Below are 20,276 nucleotides of genomic sequence, written 5' to 3'. Positions count from 1 at the left end.
GAGACCTGGGTCTCAGAGCGACTTCAGCACGCTGTCCACGACCTTCTTGGCGTCGCCGAACAGCATCATGGTGTTGTCGCGGAAGAACACCTCGTTCTCGACACCCGCGTAGCCGGAGCCCATGCCGCGCTTGATGAACAGCACGGTCTTGGCCTTCTCCACGTCGAGGATCGGCATGCCGTAGATCGGCGAGGCCTTGTCGGTCTTGGCGGCCGGGTTGGTGACGTCGTTGGCGCCGATCACGAAGGCGACGTCCGCCTGCGGGAACTCGCCGTTGATGTCCTCCAGTTCGAAGACCTCGTCGTAGGGCACGTTGGCCTCGGCGAGCAGCACGTTCATGTGGCCCGGCATGCGGCCCGCCACCGGGTGGATGGCGTACTTCACGTCGACGCCCTCCTTCTTCAGCATGTCGGCCATCTCGCGCAGGGAGTGCTGCGCCTGGGCGACCGCCATGCCGTAGCCCGGGACGATGATGACCCGCTCGGCGTTCTTCATGATGTAGGCCGCGTCGTCGGCCGAACCCTGCTTCACGGGCCGGGTCTCGACCTGGCCGGTGCCGGCCGCGGCGGTGTCGCCACCGAAGCCGCCGAGGATCACCGAGATGAACGACCGGTTCATCGCGTGGCACATGATGTAGGACAGGATCGCGCCCGAGGACCCGACCAGCGAGCCGGTGATGATCAGCGCGAGGTTGCCCAGGGTGAAGCCGATCCCGGCCGCCGCCCAGCCCGAGTACGAGTTGAGCATCGACACGACCACCGGCATGTCGGCGCCGCCGATCGGGATGATGATCAGACCACCCAGCACCAGTGAGGCGATGACGATCAGCCAGAAGATCGCCTTCGACTCGGTGCCGATGAACAGGGCGATCAGCAGCACGAGGCCGGCGGCCAGCAGCGCGTTGATGAGGTGGCGCTGAGGCAGCATGATCGGCTTGCCGGACATGCGCCCGTCGAGCTTGGCGAAGGCGATCACCGAGCCGGTGAAGGTGATGGCGCCGATGGCCACGCCGAGACCCATCTCGAACAGCGACTGCTTGTGGAAGTGCCCGTTCTCGATGATGCCGAATGCCTGCGGTGCGTAGAGGGCGCCCGCGGCCACGAAGACGGCCGCGAGGCCGACCAGCGAGTGGAAGGCCGCCACGAGCTGCGGCATCGCGGTCATCGGCACGCGCTTGGCGATCACCGCGCCGGCGCCGCCGCCGAGCCCTAAGCCCAGCAGGACGAGGATCCAGGCGCCGGCACCCGCCGGCGGGTGGCCGACCAGCGTGGTCAGGATGGCGAGCCCCATGCCGACCATGCCGTACAGGTTGCCCTGCCGGGAGGTCGTGGGGTGCGAGAGCCCCCGCAGCGCCATGATGAACAGGACGCCGGCGACGATATAGAGAAGGGAGGAGACGTTTTCTGACACCGGCTCAGCCCTTCTTCTTGTACATGCCGAGCATGCGCTGCGTGACGAGGAAGCCGCCGAAGATGTTCACGCTGGCGAGTACGATGCCGATGAAGCCGAAGAACCGGGCGAGGCCCGTGCCCTTCTCGATCAGCGGAACGCCGACCGCAAGGATCGCGCCGACGATGATCACCGACGAGATCGCGTTGGTCACCGACATGAGCGGGGTGTGCAGGGCCGGGGTCACCGACCAGACCACGTAGTAGCCGACGAAGATCGCCAGCACGAAGATCGCGAGCCGGAACACGGTCGGATCGACCGCGCCGCCGGTGGCGGCGCTGAGCCCGTGGCCCATGCCGTCGGCGATGACCTGCGCCTGGTCGGCGGCGTTGCGCGCCACCGCGGCCGCTGCGCGCGCGGCGTCGGCCAGCACGCGGGCCTGATCGGCCGCCTGATCGGGAGGGACGATGACGTTTGCCATTCTGCTACTCCTCTCGGCCAGGCTTCACTGCGCGCCTGCCGGGGTGGCCGCACCGGACGCCTTGCTGGCCTCCGACTTGGCCAGCCCCACGGAGGCCGCTTCCGAGGCTGCGCCATCGGTCTTGGGCTGGAAGGATGCGTGGACGACCGAGCCGTCTCGGGTGAGGTTCGTGGCCTTCACCAGCTCGTCGTCCCAGTTGATGGCCAGCGCCTTCGATTCCTTGTCGATCAGGGTCTCGACGAAGGCGTAGAGGTTGCGCGCGTAGAGGCTCGACGAGGTGGCGGCGAGCCGCCCCGGCACGTTGACGTGGCCGACGATCTTCACGCCGCGATCGTTCGTGACGACCTCGCCGGCCTTGGCGCCGGCGACGTTGCCGCCGCGCTCCACCGCGAGATCGACGAGGACCGAACCCGGCTTCATCGACGCCACCATCTCCTCGGAGACGAGCTTCGGCGCCGGCCGGCCCGGGATCAGCGCGGTGGTGATAACGATGTCCTGCTTGGCGATGTGGCCCTTGACCAGCTCCGCCTGCTTCTTCTGGTACTCGGCCGACATCTCTTTGGCGTAACCGCCGGCCGTCTCGGCCTGCTTGAATTCGTCGTCCTCGACGGCGACGAATTTGGCGCCGAGCGATTCGACCTGCTCCTTAGTGGCGGGCCGGACGTCGGTGGCGGTGACGACCGCGCCGAGCCGGCGGGCTGTCGCGATGGCCTGTAGGCCGGCCACGCCGACGCCCATGACGAAGACGCGGGCGGCCGGCACGGTGCCGGCGGCGGTCATCATCATCGGCATGGCCCGCCCGTACTCGGCGGCGCCGTCGACGACCGCGCGGTAGCCGGCGAGATTCGCCTGCGAGGACAAGACGTCCATCACCTGCGCGCGGGTGATGCGGGGCATCAGCTCCATGGCGAAGCCGTCGATCCCGGCCTCGGCCATCGCCTTGAGGGCGTCCTCGTTGCCGTAGGGGTCCATGATCGCGATCACGGTGGCGCCGCGCTTCAGCTGCGGCAGCTCCTCGGCGCTCGGGCGCCGGACCTTGAGCACGAGGTCGGCATCCCCGGAAGCATCGGCGGCGCTCCCAGCGATGCTGGCGCCGGCGGCCTCGTACTCGGAGTCCAGGATTCCGGCCTTTTGACCGGCCCCGGACTGCACCACGACGTCGGCACCGAGAGTCTTGAACTTCTTGACGGTCTCAGGAACCGCGGCGACGCGCGGCTCCGCGGAGTCCGTCTCGGACAGCACAGCAATGCGCATGCGAGGGTTCCCCTGGAAAAGCTCGGCCTTTCGAATGCGCGAACCGGCGCAGCTTTTCGAGAGGCGGATCTACGATACCGCGATGGATGCGGCCGGAATGTAACTTGCGCCCAATTTAATTGCCAACAATGTGTCAGCGTCCCGCTCGGCGAACGCGAGCGGGTTCGTCATCCGCGGCGACGCTCGATGCCGCCGCCCACGGCCCTCTCAGGCGAAGAACAGGTAGAGGACCAGGAGAATGCCGACGACCAGCGGGGCCTTCCACCCCACGGCCGGCGCGAGGGCGCCCACCGCGCCCGCGGCTCCGGAGGCGATCACGCCGACGATGGCCAGCAGCCACGCCTCGCGGATCCCGCCGATGGCGAGGGCCAGCACCCAGCAGATGACGACGCCAGTGGCGATTTCGACGAACCGGACAAATCCGCGATAGGTCTGCTCGTGCGTCGTCGCGTCCATCGCCGGGCTGTAGGTGTGCCCGGCCACCGTGTCACTCTCGGCCATCGTGCGCTCGTTTCCCTAAGACGCGACTTCTTGCGGTCGCGGTCGGATGTAGCTCAAGCGTTTACCTGCCGCAATCGGACGCACGCAAGTTGATCGCTCTCCCGGTGGATCTTCGCGTCGAATCAGGCCGGTTTCGGCAGACCGGCTTCGGTGAGTGCCCGGCCCTGGCGTTTCGTGAGTTCGTCCAGCGAGAAATGCTCGATCTCGGCCTCGAACAACCGGTGGTAGTTGAGCTCAGATCTGAGGTGGAGGAACACGGCGCCCAGCCCTACGGCCGCGCGATCCATGAAGACGAATTCCTGCGGGACAGTCACGGGCCCGCGCTCCTTCAGGGCCTGATGGACCTGGAAGGCCTGCCGGCGACCGTACTCTCCCGGCTTCACGCCGTCGGCGACGGTGCGGGTACGGTCTTCGAGCAGCGGGCCGTAAATGAAGCGGGCCCAGATGTTCAGGATCTCGATCTTCTCCTTGTCGAGATCCTTGAATCCCCAGACCTCGTAGGCGTGGACGATGCGGGCATCGTCGTTCTCCAACAGGCCGCGGTAGAGATCCACGACGCCGCCGACGAAGCGCGGATGGAAGATCCGGACGCAGCCGTAGTCCAGCAGGTTGATTCCCGCGGCCTCGCCGGCGTCCGAGAACACGGTGTAGTTGCCCAGATGCGGGTCGCCGTGGATCACCGCCGCGCGGCTGAACGGATGCCACCACGCCTTGAACATCGCCTGGGCGATCCGGTTGCGCACCTCGACCGGCTCCTCGGCGAAGCCCAGGATCTTGTCCCCGTCGAGCCAGCCGAGCGTGAGCAGACGCTTCGTCGAGAGCTCCGGAAAGACGCGCGGCACGCGCACCGCCGCGATGTCCTTCAGCACGGCCCCGTAGAGCGCCGCGTGCTTGGCCTCGCGCTCGTAGTCGAGCTCCTCGCGCACCCGGGCGCCGATCTCCTTCGCGATCTCGCGCGTGTCGAGCCACGTGTTCATCCGGCGGTGCAGCGCGAACGCGACCTCCAGCTGCTTCAGGTCGGCCTCCACGGCCGACTGCATGTCCGGGTACTGGAGCTTGCAGGCGAGACGTTCGCCGTCCTTGGTGGTCGCGCGATGGACTTGGCCCAGCGAGGCCGCCGCCGCGGGTTTGAGGTCGAAGCTGCCGAAGCGCTCCTGCCAGCCGGCGCCCAGCTCCGACTGCATCCGGCGCCGGACGAAGGCCGCGCCCATCGGCGGGGCGTCCGCCTGAAGCTTCTGCAGCTCGGTCGCATATTCGGGCGGGAGCAGGTCCGGAACGGTGGCCAGCAGCTGGGCCACCTTCATGATCGGGCCCTTCAGGCCGCCCAGCGCCTGCGCCAGGGCGGCGGCGTTGGTGGTGCCCTCCTTTCCGAACAGCCGTGCCACGGCCATCCGGGCGGCGACGCCGCCGACGTTGGCGCCGACGCTGGCGTAGCGCCCGGCGCGGGCGGAGAAGCGGTTGGCTTCGCGGTCGGTCTCGGCCATCACTCGATCTGCTTGTCTGACGATGATGCGCAGATAAGCCGCCCCCGGCCGCGAACCAGGGGCGTGGGTCCCTGCGCCGCGGGGGCCGACGGGGTCCGCGGCGCTCGGCTCAGGCCTGTCCTTCCATGCTCTCGAGCTCGACGATCATGCTCTCGATCATGCCGAGCCCGATCTGCCAGAAGCCCGGGTCCTTGGCGTCGAGACCGAAGGGCGCGAGCAGCTCACCGTATGGCTTCGAGCCACCGGCCGCGAGCAACGCGAAGTAGCGGTCCACGAAGCCGTCCTCCGCCCGGGCGTAGACGCCGTAGAGCGAGTTCACCAGGCAGTCGCCGAACGCGTAGGCGTAGACGTAGAACGGCGAGTGGATGAAGTGCGGGATGTAGGCCCAGAACGGCTCGTAGCCGGAATCCAGCGTGATGGCCGGACCGAGCGATTCTGCCTGGACGGACAGCCACAGCGCGTTGATCTGATCTGTGGTCAGCTCGCCCTTGGCGCGGGCGAGATGGACCTTCCGCTCGAACGAGTAGAAGGCGATCTGGCGCACCACCGTGTTGATCATGTCCTCGACCTTGGCGGCGAGCATGGCCCGACGCTGGGTCGTGTCCGTGGTCGCGGCGAGGAGCCGACGGAAGGTCAGCATCTCGCCGAAGACGCTCGCCGTCTCGGCCAGCGTCAGGGGCGTCGGCGCCATGAGGGCGCCGTTCGGCCCGGCGAGCACCTGGTGGACGCCGTGGCCCAACTCGTGCGCCAGCGTCATCACGTCCCGCGGCTTGCCCTGGTAGTTGACCAGCACATAGGGGTGGACGGAGGGCACGGTCGGATGCGCGAAGGCGCCCGGCGCCTTGCCGGGACGGGTCGGCGCGTCGATCCAGCGCTCGTCGAAGAAGCGCCGCGCGATCCCCGCCATCTTCGGAGAGAAGGCGTCGTAGGCGGACAGCACCGTGTCGCGGGCCTCCGTCCACGGGATCGTGCGCTGCTCGACGCGGGGCAGCGGCGCGTTGCGGTCCCAGTAGGGCAGCGCCTCCTGCCCGAACCACTTCGCCTTGAGCGTGTAGTAGCGGTGGGACAGGCGGGGATAGGCCGCCCGCACGGCGTCGACGAGGGCTTCCACCACCTCGGGCTCGACCCGGTTCGACAGGTGGCGCGCGTCCGCGACGTCCTTGAACCCGCGCCAGCGGTCGCTGATCTCCTTGTCCTTCGCCAGCGTGTTGGTGATGAGCGTGAACACCCGCAGCTGACCGCGCAGGACCGCGCTGATCGCGCCGGCCGCCTCCTTGCGGACCGCGCCGTCCGGATCCTGAAGCTTGTTGAGCGTCGGCTCCAGCGGCATCTCCTCGCCCTGCACGGTGAAGCGCAGCGCGGCGATCGTTTCGTTGAACAGCCGGTCCCAGGCGGCGTTCGACGTGACCGACTTCTCGAGGAACAGCTTCTCGGTGCGATCGTCGAGCTGGTGCGGCTTCTCCCGCCGCAGGTCCTCGATCCACGGGGCGTAGTGGGCGAGCGGCCCTTCGGCCATCGCGGCGTTCATGGCCGTATCGTCGACGCGGTTCAGCTCCAGGGCGAAGAAGAGGAGATCCGCCGAGGCGCTGGTCAGCCGCTCGCGGGTGTCGCCGTAGAACTTGGCGCGCGCCTCGTCGGTGGTGTCGCCGGAATAGACGAGACCCGCGAAGGACATGAGCTTGCCCAGCAGGTCCTCGATGCCCTCGTAGGCGCGCACCGCCTCGGCCAGCCGCGCGGACGCGTCCGGGCCCGCGGCGAGCTCCGCGATCCGGCCGGCGTAGGTCTCGGAGAAGCGGCGGCACTCCTCCTCGGCGCGGGTCATGTCGCCGGAGAAGTTCGGATCATCGAGGCCGGAATAGAGATCCGTGAGGTCCCATTCCGGAAGATGGCCGAGGTCGGCAGCCTTCGCGGCGGCGCGCGCGGCACTCACGCCCTCCGGCAGGCGGACAGTCACCGGCGAGGCGGTGTGGCTCGGCATCATGGTGTGCGATCCTCTCCAAGGGCTCCGGCCCCGTACCCTGATATCGAGCGTGCCGCCACGCGTTCAACGCGGAGGGACCGTCGGACCGGCGCGCGATCGGTGACGACGCGGCGCAAACGTCGTTAAGCGGCACTTTACGACTGTCGGTCACCCTACGGCTCGAAACGAAACAGTCGCCGAATCGGAAGGCCGCGACCGGGTCGAGCCCGCGTCGCGTGTCCGGCCTTCGCGCGCCGTTCAGGGAGCCGCCATGTCCGCCACCGTGCTCATCGTGGATGACGATCCGGTCCAACGGCGCCTGGCCGAGGCGGCCGTGCGCCGTTTCGGCTTCGAGGCGCGGATCGCCGAGACCGGTGCGGACGCGCTGACCCTGCTGCGATCCGAGGGTGCGGATGTCGTGCTCCTCGACCTCGTGATGCCGGGGCTCGACGGGCTCGGTGTCCTGGCCGAGATGCGCAAGAGCGGCCTCGCCACGCCGGTCATCGTCCAGACCTCCAACGGCTCCATCGACACGGTGGTCAGCGCCATGCGGGCCGGTGCCGTGGATTTCGTGGTCAAACCGGCGGGCGCGGAGCGGCTCCAGGTCTCAATCAAGAATGCCCTGCGGGTCGACACGCTCGAGGAGGAGGTGCGCCGCATGCGCCGCCGCGCCTCCGGGGCGCTCACCTTCAAGGATCTCACCTCGAAGAGCCCCGACATGGAGCGGGTGATTCGCCTCGCCGAGCGGGCGGCGAAGTCGAACATCCCCGTTCTGATCGAGGGCGAGTCCGGCGTCGGCAAGGAGGTCCTGGCCCGGGCGATCCAGGGGTCCGGCGACCGGCGCGGCAAGCCGTTCGTGACCGTCAATTGCGGGGCGATCCCGGAGAACCTGGTGGAATCCACCCTGTTCGGCCACGAGAAGGGGGCGTTCACCGGCGCCACCGAGAAGCACGCCGGCAAGTTCGTCGAGGCCTCGGGCGGGACCCTGTTCCTGGACGAGATCGGTGAGTTGCCCCTCGACGCGCAGGTGAAGCTGCTCCGGGCCCTCCAGGAGGGCGAGGTCGATCCCGTCGGCGGCAAGCGCTCGGTGCGGGTGGACATCCGGCTCGTCTCGGCGACGAACCGGTCGCTGCTCGACCTCGTGAAGCAGGGTAAGTTCCGCGAGGATCTCTACTACCGCCTGAACGTCTTCCCGATGACGCTGCCGCCCCTGCGGGCGCGCCGCGAGGACATCCCGGACCTCGTCCGCTCGTTCTGCGCGCGGTTCTCGGCCGAGGAAGGCAAGCGCGTTCGGGCGATCAGCCCGGAGGCCATGGCCCTGCTCACGCGCTATCCCTGGCCGGGTAACGTCCGGCAGCTGGAGAACGCCCTGTTCCGCGCCGTCGTGCTGGCGGATGGCGACGAGCTGACGGTCTCCGAATTCCCCCAGATCGCCGCGCAGGTCGAGGGCTTCGACGTGCGGATCCCGGCAGCGCCGGTCCAGCCGCAGATGCCGGCCTACGCCCCCGAACCGGTGCGGGAAATCGTCCGCATCGAGGTCCGCGACCCGCACGCCATGTCGCTCGTCGCCGAGGAGACCGGCGAGATGAAGCCGATGGACGTCCTGGAGGCGGAGATTATCCGCTTCGCGCTCCAGTTCTACCGGCAGCGGATGTCCGAGGTCTCGCGCCGCCTCGGCATCGGACGCTCCACCCTCTACCGCAAGCTCAAGGATCTGGGGCTGGAGGAGGACGATAAAACCGAGGACGCGGCCTGATCGAGCGCGGCGTGCGCTAGCGCACCGCGCGCATTCGTTTCGGCCACGGTCGCTAAAATTCTCGGCCCTGCTGCATCGCGCCGGCAGATGATTGAGCGGATCGTAAGCTGAGCAGCATTAGAAATGACACATTCATCTGCAGGACCGAGCCTCTATTCGCGATAACTGCGGTTGCTCAAAGCCACGCTTGCGCGGATAATCACAATCTGAGCGTGCGGTCCTGCCGCCGCGCCCCGGGAGATCACGATGCGCGTCCCGCGCTCCAGCCTCATCGCGCTGGCCGCCCTTCTCGGCGGCACGCTGGCACCGGCCGGCTCCCTCCGCGCCGCGACGGCCGCGCTGGACCAGCCGGCCACCGATGTCCCCGCGACCCCGCCCGCTGCCGCGCCGGGGCCGGCGGCGCCCGCGCCGGCGGACCCGTCGGCGCCCGCCGCGACCGCCCTTCCCGACTACAAGCCTGAGGCGCCGGCGGCCGAGCCGTCCCCGGCTCCCGCCGCGGCGGCCCCGGTCGCCCCGACGGACCCGCTCGGCGCCGCAATCTTCGCCCGGTTCGCGGATGCCGCGCCCCTGCTGCTTCGCCTCGCCGGCAAGGACCGCGACGCGATCCGGAGCTTCTACGAGGCCCGCAGCTTCAAGCCGCTCTGGATCTCCGGCGGGGCCTGGACCGACGCCGCGAAGGCGGTGTCGGCGCGGCTGGCGGCCGCCGCCGAGGACGGGCTCGACCCCCGCGCCTACACGGTCCCGGCGCTCGCCGACAAACCGGACGAGAAGGCGGTCGCCGACGCCGATCTGCGCCTGTCCGCGGCGGCGGTTCTCTATGCCCGGGACGCCCGCGGCGGCCGGATCAACCTGGCCTCGATCTCGCGGCTGATCACCCCGCACCTCGATCTGCCGGCCGGCAACGACGTCCTGGCGAAGCTCGACGAGGCCGGCGCGAAAGCCGGCGAGGCACTGCAGGCCTACAACCCGGCGACTCCGGGCTATCTCGCGCTGAAGGCGCGGCTCGCCAGCCTGCGGGGGCCTGCGCCGACCGCGGTGAAGCCGCTGCGCCTCCCGGCCGGGCCGGCCCTGCGCGTCGGCATGCGCGATGCCCGCGTCCCGCTGCTGCGGACACATTTCAACCTCGAAAGCCGTCCGGCCGCGACCCTGGACAAGGGGCCCGGCGAGCCGGAGGAGTACGATTCCGTGGTCGCCGACGCGGTGGCCAAGTTCCAGCGCGGCCGCGGTCTCCCTGGGAACGGCGTCCTGAACGTCCAGACGGTGCTCGCCCTCGCCGATGCCGGCCGCACGGCGCGCCCGACGGGCGGTGAGGCCGAACTCATCGTCAACATGGAGCGGTGGCGCTGGCTCCCGGGCGATCTGGGGCCGGATTACATCCTCGTCAACGTGCCGGAGTATCGCCTGCGCGCCTACCGGGGCGGTGTGATGCGCGACGAGGCGCGGGTCATCGTCGGCAAGCCGGAATCGCGCACGCCGCTGTTCTCCGGGATGATGGAGTACGCGGTCGTAAACCCGTCCTGGTACGTCCCGCCGTCGATCCTGAAGACGATGGCGCCGAAGCTCGCCGGCTACGGCGGCAAGACCTGGGGCGGCTACGAGGTCGTCCGTCGCGGCGGGCACATCTCGCTGCGCCAGCCCCCGGGGGAGCGCAACGCGCTCGGCTTCATCAAGTTCATGTTCCCGAACCAGCACGCGGTCTACCTGCACGACACGCCGAACCGCTCGCTGTTCTCAGCCGCGAAGCGCGATTTTAGCCACGGCTGCGTCCGCGTCGACGACCCGTTCCGCCTCGCCGACGCGGTGCTGCCGAACTGGTCCGCGGATCGGCTGAAGAAGCTGATCGGCAAGGGCGAGCGCACCATCCGGCTGCCGGAGAAGCTGCCGGTCCACCTCGCCTACTTCACCGCCTTCGTGGACGACGGCGGCGCCTACCGCACCCTGCCGGATCTCTACGGCTACGACGCGCCGATGCGCGCGGCCCTCGGGCTGCCCGGCGGCGGCGGGCCGGCGATCGCGCGGCTCCCGGACGAGCCGCCGCGGCGCAAGGCCGAGCGCGCCCCGAAGCCGCCCGCGCCCCGGACCGTCCATCGCCGCGCGCCCGAGCGGCCGGTCGCGGATGCCGACGCGTGGCCGGGCGGGCGCTACGAGGAGGCGGAGACGCCGCGCCGCGCCCAGCGTCGCGCCGCCCGTGCCGACAGCGCGCCGGAATACGGCGAGCCCGGCCTCTGGACGCCCGCGCCGCAGCAGGCGGCGCCGCGCGGGTGGTGGTAGCCCACCCGCGCCACCAGCAACTTTCAGGTGCGCGGCCGCACAGCCGGGCACGATTTCGCCACGGTCGAGCCTTAGCCGTTTCGGTCGCGAACCCGGTTCAACAGGCGTCGGGTTAGGCTGTCGGGAGAGGATCAGGACCGTCGTGCCCAGTCTCCCGCGCGCCCTTCGCCACGTCACCCTCGCCCTGTCCGGCCTCGCGCTCGGACTGATCGCCGGGACGGCCGAGACCGAGGACGCGGTCGCCAACGGCGACACCCGCTCCCTGTCGATCTACCACACCCACACGCAGGAGAGCGCGACCATCACGTTCAAGCGCGATGGTCGCTACGACCGCGCGGCCCTCGAGCAGCTGAACTGGCTCCTGCGCGACTGGCGGGTCAACGAGCCGACCAAGATGGACCCGCGGCTGTTCGATACGGTCTGGGAGGCCTATCGCCAGGTCGGCGCGACGCAGCCGATCCACGTCGTGTCGGCCTACCGCTCCCCGGGCACCAACGCGATGCTGCGCCGCCGCTCCAGGATGGTGGCCGAGTACAGCCAGCACATGCTCGGCAAGGCGATGGACTTCTTCCTGCCGGACGTGTCGATCGACCGGATCCGGGAGGTCGGCCTCCGGATGCAGCGGGGCGGCGTCGGCTGGTACCCCCATGCCGGAACGCCCTTCGTGCACCTCGACGTGGGTTCGGTGCGGATGTGGCCGCGCATGACCCACGACCAGCTCGCCCGCCTGTTCCCGGACGGCAAGACCGTCCTGCTCCCGAGCGACAACCGCCCCTTCCCTCGCTACGAGGAGGCCAAGGCCGAGATCCTGGCCCGCGGCGGTACCGTGGCGGGCCTCACGACGCAGATGGCCAGCGGCGAGGAGGAGGACGGGCCCGGCCTGTTCGGCTTCCTGGCCAGCCTGTTCGGCGGCGGCCGGTCCGCACCGGAACCCGCGCCGGTGCCGGCCCCGGTGGAGACGGCGCGGAAGTCGCGCCGCGCGCCCGTCGTCGCCGTGGCGAGCGCCGATCCGCAGGATCCGGCGGGCGCGCGCGCGGCCCTCGCCTACGCGGCGCCCGCGGCCGACGACGCCCTGCGCGGCTCGCTCGCCGAGCGGGCACAGGCGAAAGGTGCCGAGACCAAGCCCTCCGACACCAGGCCCGCCGACGCCAAGGCGCTCCTGACCGCCAGTCAGCCGGTCGCCGTCGACGATACCGTGACCGCCGTCACGGCACCGCTCCCGCCGCGGCGCCCCGCCGATATGGCCGCCGTCGCGGCGAGCCTGAACATGCCCCTGCCGCCGCCCCGCCCTGTGCAGTTCGCGGCGCTGGAGCGCGGGATGGCCAACCTCGCGCCGGCGGCCGAGATCCGCGCCCTCGACAAGCCGGCGGCGGCGGTTCCGGCTCGCGCCCGCTCTCTCGTGGCTCCGGACGCGGATGCCAAGGCGCAACTGCGCGCCCTGTTCGACTCCGTATCGGCCGGCCCGGGCGCTGCCCCGGCGAGCCGCGCCACGCCCGTGCACGTGGCCGCCACGCGCCTGCGCGGTGCCGCGCCCGACGCGGTGGTCGGCGCCGCGCCCGATCGGGTCACCACGCGCTTCAGTCCCCGCAGCCCCGGCGACGACCTGCCGACCCGTTTCACCGGCTCGGCCGCGCGGGCCGTGTCGGGGGCGCGGTGATTCGACCGTCGTCGTCAGGACGTCCGCATCGGAGCCGCGCAGTGGATAGGGCCACCCGGGGCGGTCGACGCCGGATACGCGCTCAGCGCAGAGGCTTGGACAGGTTGACCGCCAGCGCGCCGACCAGCGTGGTCGCGTAGCTGTCTTCCTGCGTCGCCGAGATGCGCTCCGCCTCGCTGCCGCTGTTGGCCGCGACCGACATCATCAGCATCACGGCCGTGACGACACCGCCGAGACCGGCGACGAGAGCGAGATAGGCGCGGACGGCGACGCTCGGGACAGCCGCGACCGCTTCGGTCTCGGCGAGGCACAGCGGCGATGGGCTGTGGGACATGGTGGCGGCCGCTTCTGACGGGCGATGCTGAACCCGACGCGGGCCGATTAGGCGCACGTCGGGCGTACCCGTTCAATCGAAGAACGCCTCAAAAAGAGGCGAGTTCGACCGAAAGGCGAATTTTTCCACTGATCCTCATACGGACGGTTGATAGCCGAAAGGGGGACGTGCTCGGCGTCCCCCGGACCGGTCTCAGCCTTCCTTGCCGGCGACCTTGCCGAGCGCCGCCTGGGCGGCCGCCAGCCGGGCAATCGGCACCCGGTAGGGCGAGCAGGACACGTAATCGAGTCCCACCTCCTGGCAGAAGCCGACCGAGGCGGGATCGCCGCCGTGCTCGCCGCAGATGCCGAGCTTGATGTCCGGCCGGGTCTTGCGGCCGCGCTCGACGCCGATGCGCACCAACTCGCCCACGCCTTCCTGGTCGATCGTGATGAACGGGTCGGCCGGCAGGATGCCCTTCTGGGTGTAGGGGCCCAGGAAGGTGGCGGCGTCGTCGCGGGAGATGCCCAGCGCCGTCTGGGTGAGGTCGTTGGTGCCGAAGGAGAAGAACTCCGCGGTCTCGGCGATCTCGTTGGCCTTGAGGGCCGCGCGCGGCAGCTCGATCATCGTGCCGACCTGATAGTCGAGGGTCGCGCCCTTCTCCTCGGCCACGGCCTTCGCCATGGCGTCGATCCGGGCCTTCACGATGTCGAACTCGGCGCGGGTGAAGACCAGCGGCACCATCACTTCGGGCGTCACCGCCTTGCCGGTATCGGCGGCCGCCTGGACCGCGGCCTCGAAGATCGCGCGGGCCTGCATCTCGGCGATCTCCGGGAAGGCGATCGCGAGGCGGCAGCCGCGGAAGCCGAGCATCGGGTTGTGCTCGGACAGCTCGCGCGTCCGGTGCCGGATCTTCTCCTCGGAGACGCCCGTCGCCTTCACGACCTCGGCGACCTCGGCGTCGGTGTGCGGCAGGAACTCGTGGAGCGGCGGGTCGAGGAGGCGGATCGTGACCGGCAGGCCGGACATGATCGTGAACAGCTCCAGGAAGTCCTGGCGCTGGTAGGGCAGGATCTTCGCCAGCGCCGTCCGTCGGCCCTCGGCGTCGTCGGCGAGGATCATCTCGCGGACCGCGATGATGCGGTCACCCTCGAAGAACATGTGCTCGGTGCGGCAGAGGCCGATGCCCTCGGCGCCGAAGTTGCGCGCGGTCCGGGCGTCGGTCGGTGTGTCGGCGTTGGCGCGGACCTTCATGCCGCGGATCGCGTCGGCCCACTCCATCAGGGTGGCGAAGTCGCCCGACAGCTCGGGCTCCAGCATCTTCACCTCGCCCTGGATCACCTGGCCCGTGGACCCGTCGATGGTGATCCGGTCGCCGGCCTTCAGCGTCGTGCCGCCGACCGTCAGGGTCTGCGCCTTGTAGTCGATCCGGATCGAGCCGACGCCGGAGACGCAGGGCTTGCCCATGCCGCGGGCCACCACGGCCGCGTGGCTGGTCATGCCGCCGCGGGTGGTGAGGATGCCCTCGGCGGCGTGCATGCCGTGGATGTCCTCGGGCGAGGTCTCGATCCGGACGAGGATGCACTTGCGCTCGGCCTTGCGGTGGGCCTCCGCGTCCTCGGAATTGAACACGATCTCGCCGGTCGCCGCGCCGGGCGAGGCCGGCAGGCCGGAGGCGATGACCTTGCGGTCGGCCTTCGGGTCGATGGTCGGGTGCAGGAGCTGATCGAGGGCGCCGGGCTCGACGCGGCCGATCGCCTCCTCGCGGGAGATCAGCCCCTCGCCCGCCAGATCAACGGCGATGCGCAGGGCGGCCTTGGCCGTGCGCTTGCCGTTGCGGGTCTGGAGCATCCAGAGCTTCCCCTTCTCGATGGTGAATTCCATGTCCTGCATGTCGCGGTAGTGCGACTCCAGGATCCCGTAGATCCGGGTCAGCTCCGCGAAGCTCTCGGGCATGGCCTTCTCCATGGAAGGCTTGTCGCTCTCCGCCTCTTCCCGCGCCTTCTCGGTGATGTTCTGCGGGGTGCGGATGCCCGCCACGACATCCTCGCCCTGCGCGTTGATCAGGAACTCGCCGTAGAGCGCCTTCTCACCGGTGGAGGGGTTGCGGGTGAAGGCGACGCCGGTGGCCGACGTGTCGCCCATGTTGCCGAACACCATGGCTTGCACGTTGACGGCCGTGCCCCAGCTCTCCGGGATGTTGTTCAGCTCCCGGTACTTCTTCGCGCGGGGGATCATCCACGAATTGAACACGGCGCCGATCGCGCCCCAGAGCTGGTCATCCGCGCCCTGCGGGAAGTCCGAGCCGTGCTCGTCGCGCACGATCTTCTTGTAGGTCTGGATGAGGGTCTTCCAGTCGCCGGCGCCGAGCTCGGTGTCGAGGTCGAAGCCCTTGCCCTCCTTGTACTGCTCCAGCGCCTCCTCGAAGGCGTGGTGCTCAACGCCGAGCACCACGTTCGAGTACATCGTGATGAACCGGCGGTACGAATCGTAGGCGAAACGCTCGTCGTCGGCCTCCTTGGCGAGGGCCAGGACGGTCTCGTCGTTGAGGCCGAGATTGAGGACCGTGTCCATCATGCCGGGCATCGAGGCGCGCGCACCCGAGCGGACCGACACGAGCAGCGGGTTGGTCGCGTCACCGAACTTGCGGCCGGTGAGCTTGCCCACCTGGGCGAGCGCTTCCGCGACCTGATCCTTGAGCTCCGGCGGATAGGATTTGCCGTGATCGTAGAAGTAGGTGCAGACCTCGGTCGTGATCGTGAAGCCCGGCGGGACCGGCAGGCCCAGGTTGGACATCTCGGCGAGGTTGGCGCCCTTGCCGCCGAGCAGGTCGCGCATCTGCGACTTGCCCTCCGCCTTGCCGTCGCCGAAGGCATAGACCCACTTCGCGCTGCCGGTCGCCATGTCGATCCCGTCCGTATCTGGTGCCCGGCGCCGGCCGAGCTGATGGGCGGGGTTGGACCATCCCGCAGCGCAACGCAAGATGAACGCGCGATGGCCCTGTGCGTGCGCGACTGACGGCTCGAGCGGTCTGTCAGGTCCGCGCCGTCGCGGCGCGGGCGCGGCCCGTCAATGCAGGATTCCGAGCCCGATCACGCCGACGACGATCAGGTAGATCGCGACGATGTAGTTGAGCAGCCGCGGCATCACCAGGATCAGGATTCCGGCGAGGATCGCGATCAGCGGCTGGAGGTTCGAGATGGTGATGGTCACGGACGCCTCCTGAGGGCCGAGCTTGGCCGCCGGTATCGACGCCTCTACCCCACGGAGGTTCCCTGTAGCTTGGGCGGGGCGGCCGGTGGTCCGGCCGCCCCGGGGCGGATCAGGGCTTCGGCGTCGGGGTCTCGGTCCCGGGGATCGGGTCCTTGGCCTCGCCGGTCGGCAGGCTCACGGCGATCGTCGGGTGCGACAGCTCCGGATAGGGCTCGATCACGTTGGCGCCGTTGAGCGGCTTGTTGGCGCCGTTGTGACAGGTGGCGCAGTTGATCTTCGGCACGTCGCCCAGGATCCCGAGCCGGTTCCGCGGGAATGTCGATTTCAGCGGCTCCATGTAATCCTGGTTCAGGTCACGCACCATGCGGATGCCGTACCAGGCATGGACGCGGTTGGGCGTGCTGGTGTCCCACTGCGCCACCGATCGGGTGTTGTGGCAGAAGGTGCAGTTGACCCCGAGCGATTGCGACATGCTGATCATGATCGCGAAGGTCTTCTCGGCGTCTTGGATCGGCTTGCCCTTGGTCTCCGGCAGCGCCGTGGTGGCGTTGACCCGGACCGCGTCCTCCGACGTCTCCTTGTGCTGATAGAAGGCCTGATAGACGTCGTAGGGCAGCGAGGTGTTGCCGACTTCTGCGGAGGCGAGGTTCTGGCGGTTGTTGCGCGGGATGAAGCGCCCCGCCCCCTGAACCGGATGATCGAACCAGATATTGGCCGGCACCGGATTGCCGCGGTGACAGGTGTAGCAGGTCACGCCCGCTTGATGGACGTGGTTCTCTTTCCAGGACGAGTTGATGTACTGGGTCATCTGGAGCATCCGCCGGGCGACGCGCTTCTGGTAGAGCTCGTCGGACGCCATGTTCTCGGTGCTGTGGCAGTAGGTGCAGCCCTGCTGCGGGGCCACCCACTCGGTGATCGACACCATCAGCCGGTTGAACTGCTCGGCCGAAAGATCGCCCAGAACCTGGACGTTCTGGTAGACGGCCGAGGCCTTGTCGCCGCCCGCATCGGCCGGATCGGCCGGGGTCGGGGCGACGTTCGCGGCGGCCAGCGCCTCGTTGCCGGCGCGGGTGCGGATCAGGTCCATGCCCGTCCCGCGGAAGCCGGTCTGCTTGTTCGCCATCGGCGGGTGGGTCCAGCCGGCGCCGCCGAACATCGCGATGGTGAGGAAGAGGGCCAGTGCGCCGCCGGCCACCGCCAGAATCGTCTTCATGACGGCCTCCTCACGGCTTCATGCCGGGTGCGAGATGGGCGGGATCCACGATCGGGCCGTAGACCTGCGGGTACGAGGGCGCGACGCCGTGCTTGACGGCCCAGAGGTACCAGTTGTCGACCACGGTCCCGGTGAGCAGGATGCCGATGCCGCCGGTCAGCGTCGTCAGCACGGCGAACCACCACGCCCAGCGGTGGACCGACTCCATCGTGGCGTTGAACCCCATGGTCCAGCGCCAGAACAGGGCGGCGCGCTCGGTGGCCGTGCCGCGGTCGACGATCTGGTCGATCTCGCGCTCCGCGCCGTAGCGCGAGCAGGCCAGGATCGTGCCCCCGTGCATCGCGAACAGCAGCGTCGACCCGTAGAGGAACGTGATCGAGAGCATGTGGAACGGGTTGTAGAACAGGTTCCCGTAGCGGAGCGAGAAGGCGGCGGTCCAGTCGAGGTGCGGGAAGATGCCGAACGGCACGGCTTCCGACCACGAACCCATCAGCACCGGCCGGATGAAGCCGAGGACGAGGTAGAGCCAGATCGCCGACGCGAAGGCCCACGGCACGTGCAGGCCGAGGCCGAGCGCCCGCGCCCGCTTGTAGAGATGGACCCACCACAGCAGGATCGAGGCCGTCAGGAAGAAGCCGGCGATGAGCCACCACCCGCCCTCGTTCAGGGGAGGAAGGACCTTCAGGCCGTACTTCGGGAGAGGCGGCTCGAGGGCGAGCCACGGCAATTGCCGGACGAACTGGACCGGGTCCCAGTTCACCGAGGCCCACATGTTGAGCCCGATGATCTCGAAGGCGATCACTCCGCATGTGATCGACAGAGCCGCGATGTAGCCGATGTAGATCGGCCCGACCTGACTGTTGCCGATCAGCCCGAACAGGTAGCTGTTGAACGGCTTGCCGACCCGCTCGTCGACCGCGACCGGGACGCCCTGATCCGGCACGAGCGGGCGCACCTGAACCTGCGTGAAGATGTTCTGGTAATAGGCCATGGCCTGCCCTCCCCCGGAGTGCCGCGCGCTGGGCGGCGGCGACCCGCGTTAGTCCCCTCGTTCCGGTCGCGTCCGACCCGTCACCGCCAGACCGGCAGGTTGAGCCACCAGCCCCACCATTGCGGCCAGCCCTGCGTCCAGAACGGCCCGCTGATGACGATGCAGACCGCGCTCCAGAACCCTGCAGAGAGGGCCAGGAACAGGCCGAGGCGGTGGATGCCGAGCGTGCCGATCGAGTAGCCGATCGTGTCGCGGAAGAAGGTGTCCTCGTGCTCGGGCGTCTTCACGGTCTCGCCCTTCTTCGGGTTGGTCGCCGACAGGATCAGGCCGCCGTGCATCGCCAGGGCCAGCGTCGTCGTGAAGAAGAACGTCACGGCCAGCATGTGGGCCGGATTATAGTGGAAGTGGAGATACTGGTATCCGGTGTTGGACACCCAATCGAGATGGCTGAGGATGCCGTACGGGAAGCCGTAGCCCCAGGCGCCCATCAGCAGCGGCCGGATCACCACGAGGGTGAAGTAGGCGAAGATCGCCATGCCGAAGGCCGCGGGGACGTGGTAGCCGATCCCGAGCTTGCGGCAGATCTCGACCTCGCGCAGCGCCCAGGAGACGAACGAGCCGAGCGCGCACATGGTGATGATCTGCCAGAGCCCGCCATCCTTCAGCGGCGCGAGTCTCAGGCCGTAGCTGACATCGGGCGGCGCGATGTTGATCTGCCAGATGTTCCAGGTCGGTCCGATCGCGGCGCCGTAGATGACGAGCGCGGTGCCCAGCACCGTGAAGAACATGCCGACGACGCCGAAGAAACCGACGAAGAACGGCCCGACCCAGAAGTCGAACAGGTCGCCTCCGAGCAAGGTGCCGCCGCGAACCCTGTATTTGCGCTCGAAGCTCAGCATCGCCATGGCGGCTGCTCCTCAGTCAGGCCGGAGAAGAGGAAATATGGGTGGACCGCGGCCCTCGCGCGCCGCGGTCCGAACCGGCACTCAGGCCGGCATCTGCGGCAGCGCGAGCGTGATGGTGTTCTGGGCCGCCTTGTTGTTTCTCGGGCCGTCCAGCCAGTTGAACCGGTCGGTCGAGAGCAGGATGAAGTGGATCAGCAGCGCCAGGATAAAGAGGAAGGTGAACAGAGCCACCAGCGTGCGCCGCGGATCGAAGAGCAACCAAACCTTGTGCATCCGATCCTCCTCAGCCGATCATCGTGACGAGGGCGTGGGCCGCATCGCGAACGCCCTCGAGAGAGGCGTAGCCCTGCGGTCCGGGGAGCCACGGACGCCACAGCCAGACAAGGATGTGGGCGACCACGGCGATCGCCGTGAAGATGAGGAAGCTCGTCAGGAAGATCGCGTGGAACTCCTTGGCTTCCGGTTCCGTCAGCCCGGACAGGCTGCTCGGTCTTTCTGTTGTGACGGGTCCACTCGCCATCGTTCAGACCTCCGTGTGTTGGCCGCGCCTCTGGCGAGGCGCGACGGGTTCAGCCGCGATGCCTTTCGGCTGTCACGGCCCGACTTCCCCCGCGTGACCGGACGGAAGCGTCTCGCTCAGGGGCGTTTCAGCCCATGAAGGCGAAGGGGATCGCCTGAACCGCCATGGCGCGGGCTTCGCCGAAGACCGAGCGGCGCGCCGGCGCCAGGCCCGGGCGGGCCGTCTCGCGGCTGGGCCGGAACCGGTTCAGCGCCGCGGCGGCGAGGAAGAACGGGTAGGTCGCCGCCAGGATCAGCCGGAACTGAAACGCTTCCTGGTGCTGGCGGCCGGTCGGGACCATCGTTCGCATCGTCAGGTCTCCTCTGGGT

At 69.2% G+C, this 20,276-nt stretch carries 18 protein-coding genes; 3 read left to right on the top strand and 15 right to left on the bottom strand.

Features of this window, described 5'->3' with window-relative positions:
* Positions 1-12 precede the first annotated feature (12 nt).
* The 6 genes from BM419_RS12725 to BM419_RS12700 all read right to left on the bottom strand — a co-directional run bounded on the left by BM419_RS12725 (position 13) and on the right by BM419_RS12700 (position 7,090).
* Complete coding sequence (locus BM419_RS12725; RefSeq protein ID WP_020092007.1) at positions 13-1,410, bottom strand: NAD(P)(+) transhydrogenase (Re/Si-specific) subunit beta; 1,398 nt, start codon at positions 1,408-1,410, stop codon at positions 13-15.
* 4 nt (positions 1,411-1,414) lie between these two features.
* Positions 1,415-1,870 (bottom strand): proton-translocating transhydrogenase family protein, encoded by a 456-nt coding sequence (locus BM419_RS12720; protein ID WP_020092006.1) that lies wholly within the window; start codon positions 1,868-1,870, stop codon positions 1,415-1,417.
* Positions 1,871-1,894: 24 nt separating this feature from the next.
* Entirely contained in the window at positions 1,895-3,124 is a 1,230-nt protein-coding gene (locus BM419_RS12715; protein WP_091926655.1) for a Re/Si-specific NAD(P)(+) transhydrogenase subunit alpha, read from the bottom strand.
* Between the two features lie 207 nt (positions 3,125-3,331).
* Positions 3,332-3,625: an aa3-type cytochrome c oxidase subunit IV gene (locus BM419_RS12710; RefSeq protein ID WP_020092004.1), complete on the bottom strand. Its 294-nt coding sequence runs from the start codon at positions 3,623-3,625 to the stop codon at positions 3,332-3,334.
* 122 nt (positions 3,626-3,747) lie between these two features.
* Complete coding sequence (locus BM419_RS12705; protein WP_091926654.1) at positions 3,748-5,109, bottom strand: ABC1 kinase family protein; 1,362 nt, start codon at positions 5,107-5,109, stop codon at positions 3,748-3,750.
* A 109-nt stretch (positions 5,110-5,218) separates the two neighbouring features.
* Positions 5,219-7,090 (bottom strand): M3 family oligoendopeptidase, encoded by a 1,872-nt coding sequence (locus tag BM419_RS12700; protein ID WP_091676909.1) that lies wholly within the window; start codon positions 7,088-7,090, stop codon positions 5,219-5,221.
* 250 nt (positions 7,091-7,340) lie between these two features.
* Between BM419_RS12700 and BM419_RS12695 the strand changes: the two genes are divergently transcribed.
* The 3 genes from BM419_RS12695 to BM419_RS12685 all read left to right on the top strand — a co-directional run bounded on the left by BM419_RS12695 (position 7,341) and on the right by BM419_RS12685 (position 12,753).
* Positions 7,341-8,825 carry a sigma-54-dependent transcriptional regulator gene (locus BM419_RS12695; protein ID WP_091926653.1) on the top strand — a complete coding sequence of 495 codons (1,485 nt, stop codon included), beginning with the start codon at positions 7,341-7,343 and terminating at the stop codon, positions 8,823-8,825.
* Positions 8,826-9,071: 246 nt separating this feature from the next.
* A complete protein-coding gene (locus BM419_RS12690; protein ID WP_091926652.1) occupies positions 9,072-11,096 on the top strand; it encodes a L,D-transpeptidase family protein in 2,025 nt (674 codons plus the stop codon).
* Positions 11,097-11,238: 142 nt separating this feature from the next.
* Complete coding sequence (locus BM419_RS12685; protein WP_091926651.1) at positions 11,239-12,753, top strand: peptidoglycan L,D-endopeptidase MepK; 1,515 nt, start codon at positions 11,239-11,241, stop codon at positions 12,751-12,753.
* A gap of 82 nt (positions 12,754-12,835) precedes the next feature.
* On the opposite strand, the gene BM419_RS12680 is transcribed toward BM419_RS12685, so the two are convergent.
* The 9 genes from BM419_RS12680 to BM419_RS12640 form a co-directional block, all read right to left on the bottom strand.
* Positions 12,836-13,087: a hypothetical protein gene (locus BM419_RS12680; RefSeq protein WP_020091998.1), complete on the bottom strand. Its 252-nt coding sequence runs from the start codon at positions 13,085-13,087 to the stop codon at positions 12,836-12,838.
* Between the two features lie 192 nt (positions 13,088-13,279).
* On the bottom strand, positions 13,280-15,970 hold the full coding sequence (ppdK, locus tag BM419_RS12675) for a pyruvate, phosphate dikinase (RefSeq protein WP_091676917.1): 2,691 nt from the start codon (positions 15,968-15,970) through the stop codon (positions 13,280-13,282).
* Between the two features lie 165 nt (positions 15,971-16,135).
* A complete protein-coding gene (locus BM419_RS12670) occupies positions 16,136-16,279 on the bottom strand; it encodes a DUF3096 domain-containing protein (RefSeq protein ID WP_012319762.1) in 144 nt (47 codons plus the stop codon).
* A gap of 109 nt (positions 16,280-16,388) precedes the next feature.
* Positions 16,389-17,492, bottom strand: a complete 1,104-nt coding sequence (pufC, locus tag BM419_RS12665; RefSeq protein ID WP_091926650.1) for a photosynthetic reaction center cytochrome PufC — start codon at positions 17,490-17,492, stop codon at positions 16,389-16,391.
* Positions 17,493-17,502: 10 nt separating this feature from the next.
* Positions 17,503-18,483, bottom strand: coding sequence for a photosynthetic reaction center subunit M (gene pufM / locus BM419_RS12660; RefSeq protein ID WP_020091995.1), 981 nt, complete (start codon positions 18,481-18,483; stop codon positions 17,503-17,505).
* Positions 18,484-18,563: 80 nt separating this feature from the next.
* Positions 18,564-19,388: a photosynthetic reaction center subunit L gene (gene pufL / locus BM419_RS12655; RefSeq protein WP_020091994.1), complete on the bottom strand. Its 825-nt coding sequence runs from the start codon at positions 19,386-19,388 to the stop codon at positions 18,564-18,566.
* An 81-nt stretch (positions 19,389-19,469) separates the two neighbouring features.
* Entirely contained in the window at positions 19,470-19,661 is a 192-nt protein-coding gene (gene pufA / locus BM419_RS12650) for a light-harvesting antenna LH1, alpha subunit (RefSeq protein ID WP_020091993.1), read from the bottom strand.
* Positions 19,662-19,671: 10 nt separating this feature from the next.
* Positions 19,672-19,908 (bottom strand): light-harvesting antenna LH1, beta subunit, encoded by a 237-nt coding sequence (gene pufB, locus BM419_RS12645; protein WP_012319767.1) that lies wholly within the window; start codon positions 19,906-19,908, stop codon positions 19,672-19,674.
* A 127-nt stretch (positions 19,909-20,035) separates the two neighbouring features.
* Positions 20,036-20,257: a hypothetical protein gene (locus tag BM419_RS12640; protein WP_026604760.1), complete on the bottom strand. Its 222-nt coding sequence runs from the start codon at positions 20,255-20,257 to the stop codon at positions 20,036-20,038.
* Between the last annotated feature and the right edge of the window lie 19 nt (positions 20,258-20,276).

It is taken from the genome of Methylobacterium sp. yr668, from assembly GCF_900116245.1.
Lineage (GTDB): Bacteria > Pseudomonadota > Alphaproteobacteria > Rhizobiales > Beijerinckiaceae > Methylobacterium.
This window is presented reverse-complemented; position numbering and strand designations above follow the sequence as displayed.